Here is a 14,911-nt window from a genome sequence, read left to right on the forward strand (position 1 = left end):
GGAGGCGTTAAGAAGGGGCCCTTCCTTTCAGCTGTCGCCGCCGGTCTCGCCGACCGGGGCGGCGTTGACGTCGTCCAGCGCGTACTTGCGGGCCGCGTCGGCCGGCACGTGCGCCGGCACCACGCCGCGCAGCGCGAGCTGGCGCAGCGTCGCGACCGCCACCGACTCGGCGTCCACGTGGAAGTGGCGGCGCAGCGCGTGCCGGGTGTCCGACATGCCGAAGCCGTCGGTGCCGAGCGAGGTGTAGTCCCCGGGCACCCAGCGCGCGATCAGGTCCGGCACCGCGCGCATCCAGTCGCTCACAGCGACCTTCGGCCCGTCGGCGTCGGCCAGCTTCCGCGCGATGTACGGCACGCGCGGCTCCTCGCCCGGGTTGAGCAGGTTGTGCTCCTCGCACTCCACCGCGTCGCGGCGCAGCTCGGTCCAGGACGTCACCGACCACACGTCGGCGGACACGCCCCAGTCCTCGGCGAGCAGCTGCTGGGCCTTGAGCGCCCACTGCATCCCGGTGCCGGATGCGAGGATGTTCGCCTTCGGCGCGTCGTCACCGACCTGCGGCGCGGGGGAGTAGCGGTGGATGCCCTTGAGGATGCCCTCGACGTCCACGCCCTCCGGCTCGGCCGGCTGGAAGATCGGCTCGTTGTAGATGGTGAGGTAGTAGAAGATGTTCTCCTGCGCCTCGCCGTACATCCGGTGCAGGCCGTTCTCCACGATGTGCGCCAGCTCGAAGGCGAACGCCGCGTCGTAGGAGACCACCGCCGGGTTGGTGGCGGCGAGCAGCAGCGAGTGGCCGTCCTCGTGCTGGAGGCCCTCACCGTTGAGCGTGGTCCGGCCGGCTGTCGCGCCGAGCACGAAGCCCCGCGCCATCTGGTCCGCCGCCGCCCAGAACCCGTCGCCCGTGCGCTGGAAGCCGAACATCGAGTAGAAGATGTACAGCGGGATCATCGGCTCGCCGTGGGTGGCGTACGCCGTGCCCGCGGCCGTGAACGAGGCCACCGAACCGGCCTCGTTGATCCCCTCGTGCAGGATCTGGCCGGTGGTCGACTCCTTGTAGGACAGGAACAGCTCCCGGTCCACCGAGGTGTAGCGCTGGCCGTGCGGCGAGTAGATCTTCTGGGTCGGGAACAGCGAGTCCATACCGAAGGTACGGGCCTCGTCCGGGATGATCGGCACCCAGCGCTTGCCGAACTCCTTGTCCTTCATGATGTCCTTGAGCAGGCGGACGAACGCCATCGTGGTGGCGACCTTCTGCTTGCCCGACCCGCGCTTGACGTCGGAGAACCGCTCGGTGCCCGGGATGGCCAGCGTCTTGCGCGCGGTGCTGCGCGTGGGCAGGTAGCCGCCGAGCTGCTGACGCCGGTCCTTCAGGTACGCGATCTCGTCGGATTTCTCGCCCGGGGTGTAGTACGGCGGGAGGTACGGGTTCTCCTCCAGCTGCTTGTCCGGGATGTCCAGGTAGAGGCGGTCGCGGAAGAGCTTCAGGTCCTCCAGCGTCAGCTTCTTCATCTGGTGGGTGGCGTTGCGGCCCTCGAAGTGCGAGCCGAGCGTCCAGCCCTTGATCGTCTTGGCGAGGATCACCGTCGGCTGGCCGGTGTGCTCCATCGCCGCCTTGTAGGCCGCGTAGAGCTTGCGGTAGTCGTGGCCACCCCGCTTGAGGTTCCAGATCTCGTCGTCGGACAGGTGCTCGACCATCTTGCGGGTCCGCGGGTCGCGGCCGAAGAAGTGCTCCCGCACGTACGAACCGGACTCCGCCTTGTAGGTCTGGTAGTCACCGTCGGGCGTGGTGTTCATCAGGTTGACCAGCGCGCCGTCGGTGTCCGCGGCGAGCAGCGGATCCCACTCGCGGCCCCAGACCACCTTGATGACGTTCCAGCCGGCGCCCCGGAAGAACGCCTCCAGCTCCTGCATGACCTTGCCGTTGCCGCGGACCGGTCCGTCCAGGCGCTGGAGGTTGCAGTTGATCACGAAGGTGAGGTTGTCCAGCTCCTCGCGGGCGGCCACGCCGATCGCGCCGAGCGACTCGACCTCGTCCATCTCACCGTCGCCGAGGAACGCCCAGACGTGCTGCTGGGAGGTGTCCTTGATGCCGCGGTGGTGCAGGTAGCGGTTGAACCGCGCCTGGTAGATCGCGTTCAGCGGGCCGAGGCCCATCGAGACGGTGGGGAACTCCCAGAAGTCCGGCATCAGCCGCGGGTGCGGGTACGACGGGAGCCCGCCGCCGGGGTGCGACAGCTCCTGCCGGAAGCCGTCGAGCTGGCTCTCGCTGAGCCGGCCCTCCAGGAACGCCCGCGCGTACATGCCGGGGGAGGCGTGACCCTGGTAGAAGATCTGGTCGCCGCCGCCCGGGTGGTTCTTGCCCCGGAAGAAGTGGTTGAAGCCCACCTCGTAGAGGGACGCCGAGCTGGCGAACGTGGAGATGTGCCCACCGACGCCGATCTCCGGGCGCTGCGCCCGGTGCACCAGCATCGCGGCGTTCCACCTGATGTACGCCCGCAGCCGCCGCTCGACGTGCTCGTCACCCGGGAACCACGGTTCGCGCTCCGGCGGGATCGTGTTGATGTAGTCGGTGGTGGTCAGTGACGGCACCCCGACCTGCCGCTCGCGGGCCCGCTCCAGCAGGCGCAGCATGACGTACCGGGCTCGCTTTGTCCCGCGCTCGTCGATGACACCGTCGAGTGACTCGACCCATTCGCTGGTCTCTTCAGGGTCGATGTCCGGAAGCTGGCTCGGCAGACCAGCGGTGATCACCGGGCGCTTGCGTTCCGTAGCCACAGGCGTTCCCTCGGTTTCGTGTGGGATAGGTCTCTAGCGCCATCCTGCCCCCTGGTGGCGTGTGCCGTCACCTCTCCCACCCCCAGACGCGACGCTGAACACAGGTACCCATCAGTAACTTTGCGCTATCGCCGGATGCGCTATCGGCGGGCGGGGCGGTGAACCGGGCCCTGCGGCAGAATGCGCCGTATGCGCAGTGAGGTGATCACCGTCCGGACCGGCTCCCGGCCGACCGTCCGGGACATCACGAGCGAGGCCGAGCGGTTCGTGTCCGGGGCCGGCGACGGCCTGCTGCACGTCTTCGTCCCGCACGCCACCGCCGGGCTGGCGATCATCGAGACCGGTGCCGGCTCCGACGACGACCTGCTCCGGGCGCTCGACGACCTGCTCCCTACCGACGACAGGTGGCGGCACCGGCACGGCTCACCCGGACACGGCCGCGACCACGTGCTGCCGGCGTTCGTGCCGCCGTACGCGACGCTGCCGGTGCTCGGCGGGCGGCTCCAGCTCGGCACCTGGCAGTCGATCTGCCTGGTCGACACCAACGGCGACAACCCCGACCGTCAGGTGCGCTTCTCGTTCCTGGCCGGCTGACCGGCCGGCCCGGGCGCCGCGCGCCCGGCCCGGCCGCGCCGTCACGGGCGGACCGTCTCCGCCTCCACCGTCTGCCGGCCCTGGTCGACGCCGGGGGCGGCGGTGCGCACCGCGGCCGGCGGCCGGTCGTGGGTCAGGTTCAGCCCGGGTACGCGGTCCTCGATCACGAACGTGGCCCGGGTGTACGCGGGCGCGTCCGGCCGGCTCACGTACGGCAGCACGTCGAAGTCGGCGGTCAGCTCGGTCGGGGTGATAGTGGTGCGGACGTACCCCCGAAGGTTGTTCTGGAAGCGCAGGTGCGGGTTGAACGCCAGCCACGGGTGCGAGCCGGTCGGCGAGTCGGCGCCGTCCCCGGTCGAGGTGATCGACGAGCAGACCAGCTCGCTGCCGACGGTGCGCGAGGTCGGGTCGGCGTAGTCCAGCTTCAGGTCACTGGCCCAGTGCGCGTGCACGTCGCCGGTGAGCACCACCGGGTTGCGCACCCCGGCGGCCGTCCAGCCCCGGGTGATCCGGTCCCGGGATGCGACGTACCCGTCCCAGGCGTCCATGCTCGTCACCGTCAGCGGACCGGAGTTGTTGTCCCGCTGGGCGAAGAACACCTGCTGGCCGAGCAGGTCCCAGCGGGCCTCGGAACGGCGGAAGCCGTCCAGCAGCCACGCCTCCTGGGCGGCGCCGGTGATCGAGCGGGCCGGGTCGGACGCCTCGGCGCAGCTCTTGTAGCCGTCACCGCACGCCTGGTCGTCCCGGTACTGCCGGGTGTCGAGCATGTGGAAGGTGGCCAGCCGGCCCCAGCGCACCCGCCGGTAGAGCTGCATGTCGATGCCGCGCGGGATCGAGGTGCGGCGTAGCGGCATGTTCTCGTAGTAGGCCTGGAACGCCGCCGCCCGCCGTGCGGGGAACTCCGGGTCGGGCGCCTCGGGCACCTCGTCGGCCCAGTTGTTCTCCACCTCGTGGTCGTCGAAGACCACCACCCAGGGCGCGACCGCGTGCGCCGCCTGGAGGTCGGTGTCGGTCTTGTACTGGGCGTGCCGCTGCCGGTAGTTCGCCAGCGTCCGGGTCTCCGGGCCCTCGTGGTCGCGCGGGTTGCCGCCGGGGACGTTGTACGTGCCCTTGGCGTACTCGTACTGGTAGTCGCCGAGGTGCAGGATCAGCTCCGGCTCGGTCTCGGCCAGCCGCCGGTACGCGGTGAAGTAGCCGTGCTCGTACTGCGAGCAGGAGGCGAAGCCCATGGCGAGCGCGGAGGGCATCGACCACGGCGCCGGGGCGGTGCGGGTGCGCCCGGCCGGGGACGCCCAGCGTTCGGCCCGGAACCGGTAGAAGTACTCCCGTCCGGGCAGCAGGCCGTCCAGTTCGACGTGCACGCTGTGCGAAGACTCCGGCCGGGCCAGCCGTACGCCGCGGCGCACCACGTGCCGGAAGCGCTCGTCGGCGGCCACCTCCCAGGACACCGGCACGACCCGCGACGGCATGCCGCCCAGGCCGTCCTCGGCCAGCGGCTCCGGCGCCAGCCGGGTCCAGAGCACGAAGCCCTCGTGGTCCGGGTCGCCGGAGGCCACGCCGAGCGTGAACGGGTCGCGGCGCAGCGGGCCGGGCGACGCGGCGGCCGCGACCGGCAGGCCGGCTGCCGCGCCGGCGGCGCCGAGCGCCGCGCCGCTGAGCAGGATGGTACGTCGGGACAGAGCCACGGTTTTCCTCCCCGGAGTCCGGTTCGTCGACTCCCGGCAGCCTCACGGACGTCGATGGCCGTCAGGTGAAGGGCGGACGACCGGCCGGGAATTTCCGCCGAACAGCGCTTCATGATCGGCAATCGGTTGCAGGAGGTGCCTGACCGTTCGGCTGATCGAAGATCGACTCGCCCATACGATGATCGGATGGCGCAATCCACCGTTCCCACCGTCCGTGACCGGGCGGACCTGGCCGGGGAGACCGTGCGCCGGATCCTGCACGTCGCCGCCGCGTTGCGGCACCACCAGGACGAGGGGATCGCGGCGCTGGGCCTCACCCCGGCGGTCGCCCGGGCGCTGCACGAGCTGGACCCGGACCGCCCGCTCCCGGCCCGTGACCTCGCCGAGCAGCTCGGCTGCGACAGGTCCAACGTCACCGGCCTGGCCGACAAGCTGGAGCAGGCCGGGCTGGTGGAACGGCGTACCGATCCGGCCGACCGGCGGCAGAAGGCGCTCGTGGTCACCGGGCGGGGGCGGCAGGTACGCGACCGGGTCCGCCAGGTGATGTCGGACTCCCGACTCCTCGACGCCCTGAGCACCGACGAACTGGCCACACTGCGGGACCTGGTGCTCAAGGTCTCCGACGGAGGCTGTCCGCAGGAGTGTGGCCAGGTCTGAGCCACGCCGGGCGGAACGTGTCCGACTGGGCGAGGCGGGCCCGAGTCGGTAATGCTGTCCGCGTGACCACCCCGCACGATCTCGACGACCGGCTCCGAGCCGAACTGGCCGCGCTCGGGGCGCCCGACCAGCGGCGCGACCTGGCCGAACCGCTGCCCGACGGCGGTGCGTTGACCGGGGCGCAGGCGCTGGCCCTGTTCGACGCGCAGCTGACCAGCCGGCTGCTCGACCTGGCCGGGCGGTGGCTGTCGGGCTTCGGTGAGGGGTACTTCACTGTCGAGTCGGCCGGTCACGAGGGCGACGCCGCGGTGGCAGCCGCGCTGCGGCCGACCGATCCCGCGCTGCTGCACGCCCGCTCCGGCGCGTTCTACTGCCTGCGCGCGGCCCAGGCCGCCGGCGCCTTCCCCGCAGCCCCGCCGGACCTGCCGCCCGCGACCGGCGCCGACGCCCCACCCACCACCCCGGAACCGGGAAGATCTTGGAGCGAAAGCGCCCCTCCGGGGGCCGTTTCCCACCAAGATCTCGACGTTGACCCGGGGGAGACGGAGGCGGCCAGCCTCCCCGTGGGCGCCGGGATCGTCGTGGACGCGGACGGGGACGCGACTGTCGTCGTACCCGATCTGCCGCAGCCCGCGCCCGACGACGCGTTCGCGGCGGCGGCGCGCGACGTGCTGCGCGGCATCGTCGCCTCCGCCGAGGAGCCCGCGGCCGGCGGGCGGGCGAAGGTCTTCGGCCGCGCCGACCTGGCGGTCGTGCCGACCACGTCGGCCGCCGGTTCGCACCTGCCGCGCGCCGTCGGCCTGGGGCTCGCGCTGGAGCGGCTGCGCCGCGGCGCGCGGCCCGCCGACGGCGAGGCCGAGGCGGCGCCCTGGCCGGCCGACGCCGTGGTGGTCTGCGCCTTCGACGACGGCGCGGCCGACCACGCCGCGGCCACGGCCGCGCTGAACACGACCGGCTGGTACGACCACACCGGCCTGCGCATCCCGGTGCTGTTCGTCTGCGCCGACGGCGGCGCCTCCGCCGAGGGCTGGGTGGCCGCCACGCTGCGGGCCCGGCCCGGCATCAGGTACTTCGCCGCCGACGGCACGGACGTGGCCGCGACCTACCGGGTCGCGGCGGAGGCGGCGGACTGGGTACGCCGCCAGCGCCGGCCCGCCGTGCTGCACCTGAGCGCGGTCCGCCTGATGGAGCAGGGTGACGGCGACGCGGCCCGCGACCCGCTGCTGGCCACCGCGCGGCTGCTGGTGACCTCCGGGTACGCCAGTGGCGAGGAACTGCTGGCCCGCTACGACGAGCGGGGCTGGCAACTGCGCCGCGTCGCCGAGGAGGTGCTGGACGAGCCGAAGCTCGCCTCCCCGGTCGAGATCGTGCGGGAGCTGGCGCCGCGCCGGCCGGTGCGGGTGTCCCGCGCGGTCGCCGAGGCGGCGGCGCACGCGGCCGGGCCGGGCGCCGGAGCGCGGGCGGAGGCGTTCGGCGGCAAGCCGCCGGAGCTGACCGGCCCGCTCACGCTGGCGCAGAGCATCAACGCCGCGCTCGCCGACGGCATGCTCGACCACCCCGGGACGGCGGTGTTCGGCCACGACGTGGCCGCACAGGGTGGGGTGTACGGCGTGACCGAGGGGCTGCGGGACCGGTTCGGGGCGGCGCGCGTGTTCGACACGCTGCCGGACGCGACCTCGATCCTCGGGCTCGGGCTGGGCGCCGGGCTGGCCGGTCTGCTGCCGGTGCCCGAGATCCGCCACCTCACATCGCTGCACGGCGCCGAGGACCAGCTCCGCGGCGAGGCGGCCACCATGCGGTTCCTGTCCCGGGGCGAGTTCCGCAACCCGATGGTGGTGCGGGTGCCCGGCCTGGCGAGCCCGGAAGGACTCGGCGGCCACGACCGCAACGACGACTCGCTGGGGGCGCTGCGGGACGTGCCGGGGCTGGTGGTGGCCGTGCCGGCCCGGCCGGACGACGCCGCGCCGATGCTGCGGACCTGCCTGGCGGCGGCCCGGGTGGACGGCAGCGTCTGCGTGTTCGTGGAGCCGATCGCGCTCTACCACGTGCGCGACCTGTACACGGACGGTGACGACGAGTGGACCGCCGAGTACGCCGAGCCGGGCACCTGGGCGGACCGGCACGTGCCGATCGGGCGGGCTCGCGTCTACGGGATCGGCTCCGCCGAGGACCTCACCATCATCACGTTCGGTAACGGGGTGCGGATGTCGCTGCGTGCCGCCGCCACGCTGGCCGAGGAGGGCGTGGGCAGCCGGGTGGTGGACCTGCGCTGGCTGGCCCCGCTGCCGGTGGCCGACATCATCCGGGAGTCCTCGGCGACCGGCCGGGTGCTGGTGGTGGACGAGACGCGGCGAACCGGCGGGGTGGGCGAGGGCGTCCTGTCCGCGCTCGTCGACACCGGGTACGTGGGCGCTGCACGCCGCGTAGCCGCACTTGACTCGTTTGTACCATTAGGTCCGGCTGCCCGTCAGGTTCTGGTCTCCGCGGAAGCCATCACCCAGGGTGCCCGTACGCTGCTGGCACGGTAAATTCCGTTCCACCCGGTGCGCCACTTGCGCGGCGAGCCGCAACTGTGTGGACTGAGCCCGACGGTGTCACCCGACGCCACGAGCAGGGATAGATGAGGAGGCACTCGACAGTGAGCGCGACCGCTGGCCAGGCCGACGGGGTACGCAGCCTGGCGGACCGGTTCGGTATCGAGCCGGGCATGGTCGTCATGGAGATGGGCTACGACGACGACGTCGACACCGATCTCCGGGACGCCCTGACCGACCGCTGTGGGGAACTCGTCGACGAGGACACCGACGAGGTGGTCGACGCGGTTCTGGTCTGGCACCGCGACGGCGACGGTGACCTGTTCGAGCTCCTCGTCGACGCCCTCGGGCCGCTCGCGGACAACGGCGTGGTCTGGCTCCTGACCCCGAAGGCCGGCCGCGACGGTCACGTCGAGCCGAGCGAGGTCGCGGAGAGCGCGCAGACTGCCGGGCTCCAGCAGACCTCCACCATCAACGCCGGCCGCGACTGGAGCGGGGCCCGCCTCGTCATGCGTCGCGGGTCCAAGAGCAAGAAGTAGGGCGGCGCCGCACACCCGGCGACCGCGGTCGCCGGGTGTGGCAGGCTGATCATCTCCAGACCCGATCCCGAGGGAGCACGCATGCCCATCGAGGTTGGCGCCGAGGCGCCCGACTTCCTGCTCAAGGACCAGAACAACCAGGAGGTCCGGCTCTCCGACCTCCGCGGTAGCAAGACCGTGCTGCTGGTCTTCTACCCGCTCGCCTTCACCGGCATCTGCCAGGGCGAGCTGTGCGAGGTGCGGGACAACCTCAACGAGTACGTCAACGACGACGTCCAGGTGCTGACCGTCAGCGTCGACTCCGTGTACGCCCACAAGATCTGGGCCGACCGGGAGGGCTACCAGTTCCCGCTGCTGTCCGACTTCTGGCCGCACGGCGCGGTGGCGCAGGCGTACGGCGTCTTCAACGACGTCGCGGGCATCGCCAACCGGGGCACCTTCGTCATCGACAAGGCCGGCGTGGTCCGGTTCGCCGAGATGAACATGCCCGGCGAGGCGCGCGACCAGCAGGGCTGGCGCAAGGCACTGGCCGAGGCCGTCGCCGCCTGAGTCCCACACCCCAGGCACGTCGTTGCGCGGGGCCGGAGGCGGGCAGGTAAGCTGGCCGCTCCGGCCCGCCGTACGGGCGTTCCGGGCGCGTAGCTCAGTGGGAGAGCACTCGCCTTACAAGCGAGGGGTCGCAGGTTCGAAACCTGCCGCGCCCACCACCCACCAGCAGTGAAAACCGCCCCGAGAAGATCGGGCCTCGGGGCGGTGACAGCAACAGGGGCTTACGTCGGCGTGCCGGGCGATGGCCTGGACGACGTGCGGCGGGACGCGCAACTCCATCAGCAGCGAGACGACGGTGTGCCGCAGGTCGTGCAGCCGGACCTCGGGGCGGCCGGCTTTCTCTCGGAGGCCGGCGAAGAGCAGGGCGAGATCACCAGCACGTAGCCAAGAAGGGTCTGCTGCGCAGATATCGGTGTTCGGTGGCTGTAACGGCGCGCTCCTGGGATGAGGCTGTGCAGCGTCTCTCGGTCAGGGTCTAAGCGCCGGTAGCAAGACTGGCGCGATGAACGCTGCGACCGACACCAGCCCGGCGGCGACGGCGAGGGTGATCATGGCCCACCTCGGCGCTCTTACGACCTGACTGTCGGTGCTACCGGCGCTGGTCACGTCGCGCAGCATCGCCACGATTCGCTCGACGGTGCGCGCCTGGGTCCGCCCGTTGGTTCGGTACCTGCTGTTGCCGGCGTCCAATATGGGTGAGTCGACCCGGAACTGGACGTAGTCGCCGTTGCTCAGGTCGAGACGGATCTTTACGCCGCGCTGGGAGAAGTCGCCGAGCATGTGCCGGGGTATCGATATGCGGCGCAGCGCCGTCTCGATGCGGAGATATTCCGGTGTGACGACGAACCGGGCGGCCGGCCCGGCCAGGTAGCAGCCGGCAGCGCCGCTCGCGGCGAGTGCCAGTTCAAGCAGGCTGCCAGCGCGGGGCTGCTCATCCCAGTTCACCAGAGCGGCGCCGGCGAGCCCGCCAGCGATGACCGCCATATACAGGTAGGCAATGCCGCTGCTACGTCGTAGCGAGCGCCGCTGCCTCCCGACGTGGTGTGTCACCCCCAGTTCGTGGGGAACCTTCGGCAGGGTCGAGTCTGCGTACCTCAGGGCGTTGGCCGAGGTGATTCGTCCAGCCACCGCTACCAGAAGCGCGACGGCACCGAATATCGCCGGGACCATGAATCTGCCGCCTCCATCGGCGACCTCGGCCGGGGTGTGGACCGCCCAGAGGACCGCCGCAACGGCCAACAGCAGCAGCCCGACGCCCGACACGATCAGCGTCAGCCCCCAAGTCCAGGTGAGCGCGCCGTTGTCGTGCCACTCGACACGTGATCGCTTGCCCACGCCACACCCCCGGCCGATGCCCGCCGGCTACGCGACCGGCGGCCGATCATGTTAAGAGCACCGCCAAGTCATGTGAAGAGCACCGGTCCAATCGGCCGCCTGCACTGATCGGCGTTCAGCGGACGCGTCGCCCAGCAACCGCTGAACCACAGCCGCGCCAGGTCCGCTGCGGCAAGCTGCCTACGGCCATGACCGGCAACTCCTAGACGTGAGACGGGGCAGGGCGCGGCTGCCGACAGCAGCGGTGACCGTGTAGACGGAGCGCCCAGAACTTACAAGCGAGGGGTCGCAGGTTCGAAACCTGCCGCTCCCACCATCAAGGGAAGGGTGCCACCACGCGAAGCGAATCCCGGCCACACCTCAACGCTTCCGCCCCGCATATCGGAGCGCGAGTCGTCGGATGATGGCCTCCCCGTCGGTAGCTGGTAGCCAGCTTGCTTCCTCGTGTGATTCGCTCTCTTCCCACTCAGGGATGTCGGAAGGGTCTTCGCCTCCGATGCCGAGCGATACATCGCTGTGACGGGCACGGAAGTAGAACCGCTCGCCACTCGGCAAGTGACCTTCCATCTGCACCGGAGCTGCCTCACACGTCATCTGCGCCTCCCAGCCTTCGCTTTGCAAGGTGGTGGCGAGGCGGAGCCAGGAGGCCATGTGCTGCTGCATCCACCCCTGTGGCGCAGTCTCCTGGTCCATGCGGTCATGGTTCCACATCACGTGGGGACCTTGGCCGCACGAGACACCTCTGGTGGGACGACGGACGAGCGTCGAATGCTGCTGGAGCCGTAGGGTGCCGGACATGCCTGAGGAAGAGGAAGTCGTTCTTCGTCTCGACCGACCGTCAGCGACGGCGCTTGCCGACCTGATCTACAACGTCGGGGAGCACCAGGCCGCCGGCATGGCCATCGCTGAGCTGTCGATGGACGACAGCGAGCGGCTCGGACGGGTGCTCCGTGACCTCTGGCGAGCCTTGGGCGTCCCGCTTCCGTACGGTGGTGTCAGCGGCAGAGAACCTCGTCGCCGGATCTGAGTCCCCGCGCTGGGAGTCGCTGACAGCACGGGCGGGCGTAAGAAGGGCTCAGTCGACGACCAAGTGCTGGTGGCATCGGTCGCCGGCGGTGTCCGGCAGCAGGACACACCCGCACACCTGGCAAGTTCCCCAGCGGCCGTACCACGATCCCGTGCGCCGAAATCGGGAGAGGGCGGCCCGCCAAGCGTTCAGATCCGCCTCGTCGGTCTCGCCGTCAACGTCCACCGGGTGTCGGGGCTCGCTGCCGGCCAGGAAACCCGCGACGAAGTAGCGGGCCTCGTCCGACATCGCCGCCATCTCGGTGCGCGAGACGTTGTAACCCACGTTCTCGTGGGGACACCACGCTGCCATTCGCCCGGTGAACGTGTGGCCGTTACCGACCAGGACGTCACGCCCGCAGGGAGCCTCAAACCACAGCCGCTCATCGATCACCGGCTCATCGAGCGGAGCCTGCTCCCAACGCAGCGGGAGGCTCACCTTCGCCAATACGCAGGAGGGGACCGCCTCGTCGGACGGCGGGCACCAAGCCACGAGACTGGCACCCCGTTCGTGGGCGAAGGCGATCGCCTCGTCCCGGGCCATCCGCTTCAGCTCTGTCCCGCTGTCGAGGTACACCTCGGCAGCCTCGATAGCCTCGTCGAAGCGGAAATCGGCCAGCGACCACATCCTGTCGGGCATGGACGAGGACCCTAGATCCACCGAGCCGCCCTCAACACTCGCTTATGCCGTATCGGCACGCCGAGGTGTCGCACTCAGCCGATGGAGGACACGCCTGATGCCCGGCGACTGACGCGGAGAGCGGGAAGACCGCAAGGCCGCCGCGGAAAGACAGGGCGCTGTCCGGCGTGGTTAGAGCGGGCAGTCGGCGGGCCGGCTGCCGCCTGTCCAGCACCGTCGGACGTTCACACGTTGCCTAGCATTTCAGGATGACGCGCTCGACGTCCGCGCCGGCCTGGACGACCACGGCGTTGGCGCGAAGTTCCTCGGGAAGGTGGTCCCGCTGCCCTTCGTGCGCGAGCAGGGTGGGGGAGCCAGGTGGAAGTACCACGGCATCGGAGAGCCCGATGAACTCGACGAGCATGTCGAGAACCGCGCCGGCGGAGAATCGGCTGATCGTGAAACTGTCGAGAGTGTCGCCGGTGAGGGCGGCGTAGACATCTGCCGTGCCGCCGTCCTCGGCGCTGATGTGCCAATGGCTGTGCTGCGGTGCTCGGCGGTCGACACGGGGCGCAAAGACAGCCAGGAAGGCGTCAGCCGCCATCGGGGCGGCGTAGCCCTGCGCGAAACGCTGAACGAACATGTCGTAGCCCACCCCGGCAAGCTAGCGCCTCGGCCAGAACGATCATGTCCAGTATCAGCCGGGAGACGACATCTGCTCGTCACTGCGGCAGGGCCGTCCTTCGGCGTCAGGCGTCTCGACGCGGATGAAGTAGCCGATCGGCACTCTCTGCTCGCGCTGCATCCCGAGGACGTTGAATCGCACTTCGTGCGTTGCGAAAGAGAACCCCGCACACGGAGGCTGATAGTTCAGAAGGAGATCTTCGGAGAAGCGCAGGGTCACCCACACGAATATCTGATCGCCCGCCGGAAGGTCGAACGGCTCGAAGGGAGTGGCCTTTCCCCTCTCGAAGCCCTCACGGCCGACATCCATGTTCACGTGAACCTGATCAACGGCGTAGCCGGGGCCGCCGTCTGTGGTCACCGCCTTGAACCCGTATTCGACGATTCGACCGGGCTGCGCAAGGTACCGGTACTCCGTGTAGGGACCAGCAGTGGCGCTCGACAACGCCTGCGGGTTCGCTCCGAAGTTTCCTTGGTGCAGCTTGTACCTCAGCGTGATCGTGAGGTACGTGGACAGCAGCACGAGCACCACAACCAGGGACGCGAGAATCGCCTTGCCTCGACGCCTGGCGCGGCGGGCAGCGTTCGGCACCACGACGGAATCGTAGAGCGACGACGGTGGCACCCGCCGACCCGGAAAGGACCTGGATTGCGCCGCGCTCAGCCGGGCAGATCCGCCACACCCGACTGACTTGTCTGGGCGGAGGAGTGCCTGAAATCCAACGCCGATATCAGGTGCTCGGCCAGCGCGTATCGACGCCAGCGGGCTGCTCGGTCCTAGCCTGGCGCGGGGACGGTCCTGACAATAGCCGTTGCCAGGGACGTGGCCTTCTCCTGAGCGGTTGCGGTGACGTCGGCGGCGGTGCTCAGCTTGGGCGGCCAGAAGGTGAGGGCCTCGACACTGATGAGCAGCGAGCCGTGCGCGAAGATCAGCCGCGCGTTGCCCGGCAGGAACGGCATTCCTTCCGCGTTTTCCGGGTTCACCCGGCTCACCGTCGCCGTGGTCAGCCGCGCGCTCGTCGATCCGATGGTCATCGTGCGTGCGCCCCACCGGGCGGTGGCCATCCCGATGTTGAGTCGGAATTCCTTACTCGGGCAACGTGCGGTGCGCGCCCTACGCGCGGCCGCAGCGGCCGCCGAGGCATCGCGCAGACCGATCACCGTGATGTTCATAAGGGTTGTCGGGGGCTGGACGTCGGCGAAGATCCCTACGGGATTGACCTCCAGGCCCGCGCCCCACACCTGATCGAACTCCAACCCGCCCCCGTTCGACCGGTCGGGGTCGGCAATGAGCAGGTCGCAGGGTTCATAGGGCTCGCCGACCTCGATCGTGCGCTCCCGAATGTCGTCGCCGACGTCGGCCCGCTCGACCAGCTGGCGAATCGTCGCCATCAGCGCCTCTTGCTCGGTGGGCGATGCCGACGGCGCGGGATTCACGGAGGGCGCCGGAGGCGGTGGCGGGTCGGCTCGTGTGACGCAGCCGGCAAGGCCCAGTACCACCAGTACACCGGCGACGAAGGATCCGCCGCGAACCCGATCAACGATCCTCACGAATCCCCGCTTCCACTCGGGGTGCAGCATATGGCTCATCACGTCTGGCGTTTGCCCGTGCGCGGTCGCTGCGGTAGACGAGACACGCGGGAGCCGCTCAGGCTGGATGGTCGCGCAGGAACGACTGGGCCGCCACCTTAGCGGCCGCAGTCGCCTCCTCGGTCTGGTCGAAGGCCGGGCCCCATCCGACGTACAGCTCCAGGAAACGATCAGCCACGGGTCGCAGTTCCGGCAACTGGGAATAGGCCGCGTGCCAGTAGATCTCGTACGCCAGGTCCTCGGCGTCACCGTCTCCCGCAACGATGTCTGCCGCTGCCATGCAGGCCT

General features: G+C 70.3%; 16 protein-coding genes and 1 tRNA gene. 8 read left to right on the forward strand and 9 right to left on the reverse strand.

Annotated elements, in window-relative coordinates; all coding sequences use genetic code 11:
* Window positions 1–27 precede the first annotated feature (27 nt).
* A complete protein-coding gene (aceE, locus tag FB454_RS18400) occupies window positions 28–2,772 on the reverse strand; it encodes a pyruvate dehydrogenase (acetyl-transferring), homodimeric type (protein ID WP_013287828.1) in 2,745 nt (914 codons plus the stop codon).
* A 189-nt stretch (window positions 2,773–2,961) separates the two neighbouring features.
* Here aceE and FB454_RS18405 point away from each other — a divergent pair, with 189 nt between their 5' ends.
* Entirely contained in the window at window positions 2,962–3,366 is a 405-nt protein-coding gene (locus tag FB454_RS18405) for a secondary thiamine-phosphate synthase enzyme YjbQ (RefSeq protein WP_030271630.1), read from the forward strand.
* A 41-nt stretch (window positions 3,367–3,407) separates the two neighbouring features.
* Here FB454_RS18405 and FB454_RS18410 read toward each other — a convergent pair whose 3' ends face one another.
* On the reverse strand, window positions 3,408–5,051 hold the full coding sequence (locus FB454_RS18410) for an alkaline phosphatase D family protein (protein ID WP_145823217.1): 1,644 nt from the start codon (window positions 5,049–5,051) through the stop codon (window positions 3,408–3,410).
* A 186-nt stretch (window positions 5,052–5,237) separates the two neighbouring features.
* Between FB454_RS18410 and FB454_RS18415 the strand changes: the two genes are divergently transcribed.
* From FB454_RS18415 to FB454_RS34910, 6 genes are all read left to right on the forward strand, one after another.
* Window positions 5,238–5,708 carry a MarR family winged helix-turn-helix transcriptional regulator gene (locus FB454_RS18415; RefSeq protein WP_013287825.1) on the forward strand — a complete coding sequence of 157 codons (471 nt, stop codon included), beginning with the start codon at window positions 5,238–5,240 and terminating at the stop codon, window positions 5,706–5,708.
* 62 nt (window positions 5,709–5,770) lie between these two features.
* Window positions 5,771–8,236: a transketolase C-terminal domain-containing protein gene (locus FB454_RS18420; protein ID WP_357236728.1), complete on the forward strand. Its 2,466-nt coding sequence runs from the start codon at window positions 5,771–5,773 to the stop codon at window positions 8,234–8,236.
* A gap of 110 nt (window positions 8,237–8,346) precedes the next feature.
* A complete protein-coding gene (locus tag FB454_RS18425) occupies window positions 8,347–8,781 on the forward strand; it encodes a DUF3052 domain-containing protein (protein WP_013287823.1) in 435 nt (144 codons plus the stop codon).
* A gap of 81 nt (window positions 8,782–8,862) precedes the next feature.
* Window positions 8,863–9,330, forward strand: a complete 468-nt coding sequence (locus FB454_RS18430) for a peroxiredoxin (RefSeq protein WP_013287822.1) — start codon at window positions 8,863–8,865, stop codon at window positions 9,328–9,330.
* Window positions 9,331–9,413: 83 nt separating this feature from the next.
* Window positions 9,414–9,488, forward strand: a tRNA-Val gene (locus FB454_RS18435).
* 10 nt (window positions 9,489–9,498) lie between these two features.
* Window positions 9,499–9,714 (forward strand): hypothetical protein, encoded by a 216-nt coding sequence (locus tag FB454_RS34910; protein ID WP_186461616.1) that lies wholly within the window; start codon window positions 9,499–9,501, stop codon window positions 9,712–9,714.
* Between the two features lie 84 nt (window positions 9,715–9,798).
* Here the strand turns inward: FB454_RS34910 and FB454_RS18445 are convergent, their stop codons facing one another.
* Complete coding sequence (locus FB454_RS18445; protein WP_145823219.1) at window positions 9,799–10,665, reverse strand: hypothetical protein; 867 nt, start codon at window positions 10,663–10,665, stop codon at window positions 9,799–9,801.
* 360 nt (window positions 10,666–11,025) lie between these two features.
* Window positions 11,026–11,358, reverse strand: coding sequence for a hypothetical protein (locus tag FB454_RS18450; RefSeq protein ID WP_255368255.1), 333 nt, complete (start codon window positions 11,356–11,358; stop codon window positions 11,026–11,028).
* Between the two features lie 103 nt (window positions 11,359–11,461).
* On the opposite strand from FB454_RS18450, the gene FB454_RS18455 reads away from it, so the two are divergent.
* On the forward strand, window positions 11,462–11,692 hold the full coding sequence (locus FB454_RS18455; protein WP_221488010.1) for a hypothetical protein: 231 nt from the start codon (window positions 11,462–11,464) through the stop codon (window positions 11,690–11,692).
* A gap of 48 nt (window positions 11,693–11,740) precedes the next feature.
* Here FB454_RS18455 and FB454_RS18460 read toward each other — a convergent pair whose 3' ends face one another.
* The 5 genes from FB454_RS18460 to FB454_RS18480 all read right to left on the reverse strand — a co-directional run bounded on the left by FB454_RS18460 (window position 11,741) and on the right by FB454_RS18480 (window position 14,903).
* Window positions 11,741–12,370, reverse strand: coding sequence for a hypothetical protein (locus FB454_RS18460; RefSeq protein WP_071098171.1), 630 nt, complete (start codon window positions 12,368–12,370; stop codon window positions 11,741–11,743).
* Between the two features lie 235 nt (window positions 12,371–12,605).
* Window positions 12,606–13,004 carry a hypothetical protein gene (locus FB454_RS18465; RefSeq protein WP_145823220.1) on the reverse strand — a complete coding sequence of 133 codons (399 nt, stop codon included), beginning with the start codon at window positions 13,002–13,004 and terminating at the stop codon, window positions 12,606–12,608.
* Window positions 13,005–13,046: 42 nt separating this feature from the next.
* Window positions 13,047–13,628 (reverse strand): hypothetical protein, encoded by a 582-nt coding sequence (locus tag FB454_RS18470; protein WP_145823221.1) that lies wholly within the window; start codon window positions 13,626–13,628, stop codon window positions 13,047–13,049.
* A gap of 182 nt (window positions 13,629–13,810) precedes the next feature.
* Window positions 13,811–14,623: a hypothetical protein gene (locus tag FB454_RS18475; protein ID WP_486485430.1), complete on the reverse strand. Its 813-nt coding sequence runs from the start codon at window positions 14,621–14,623 to the stop codon at window positions 13,811–13,813.
* 58 nt (window positions 14,624–14,681) lie between these two features.
* On the reverse strand, window positions 14,682–14,903 hold the full coding sequence (locus FB454_RS18480; protein ID WP_486485431.1) for a hypothetical protein: 222 nt from the start codon (window positions 14,901–14,903) through the stop codon (window positions 14,682–14,684).
* Between the last annotated feature and the right edge of the window lie 8 nt (window positions 14,904–14,911).

The sequence above is a fragment of the Micromonospora sp. CNZ297 genome (assembly GCF_007827625.1).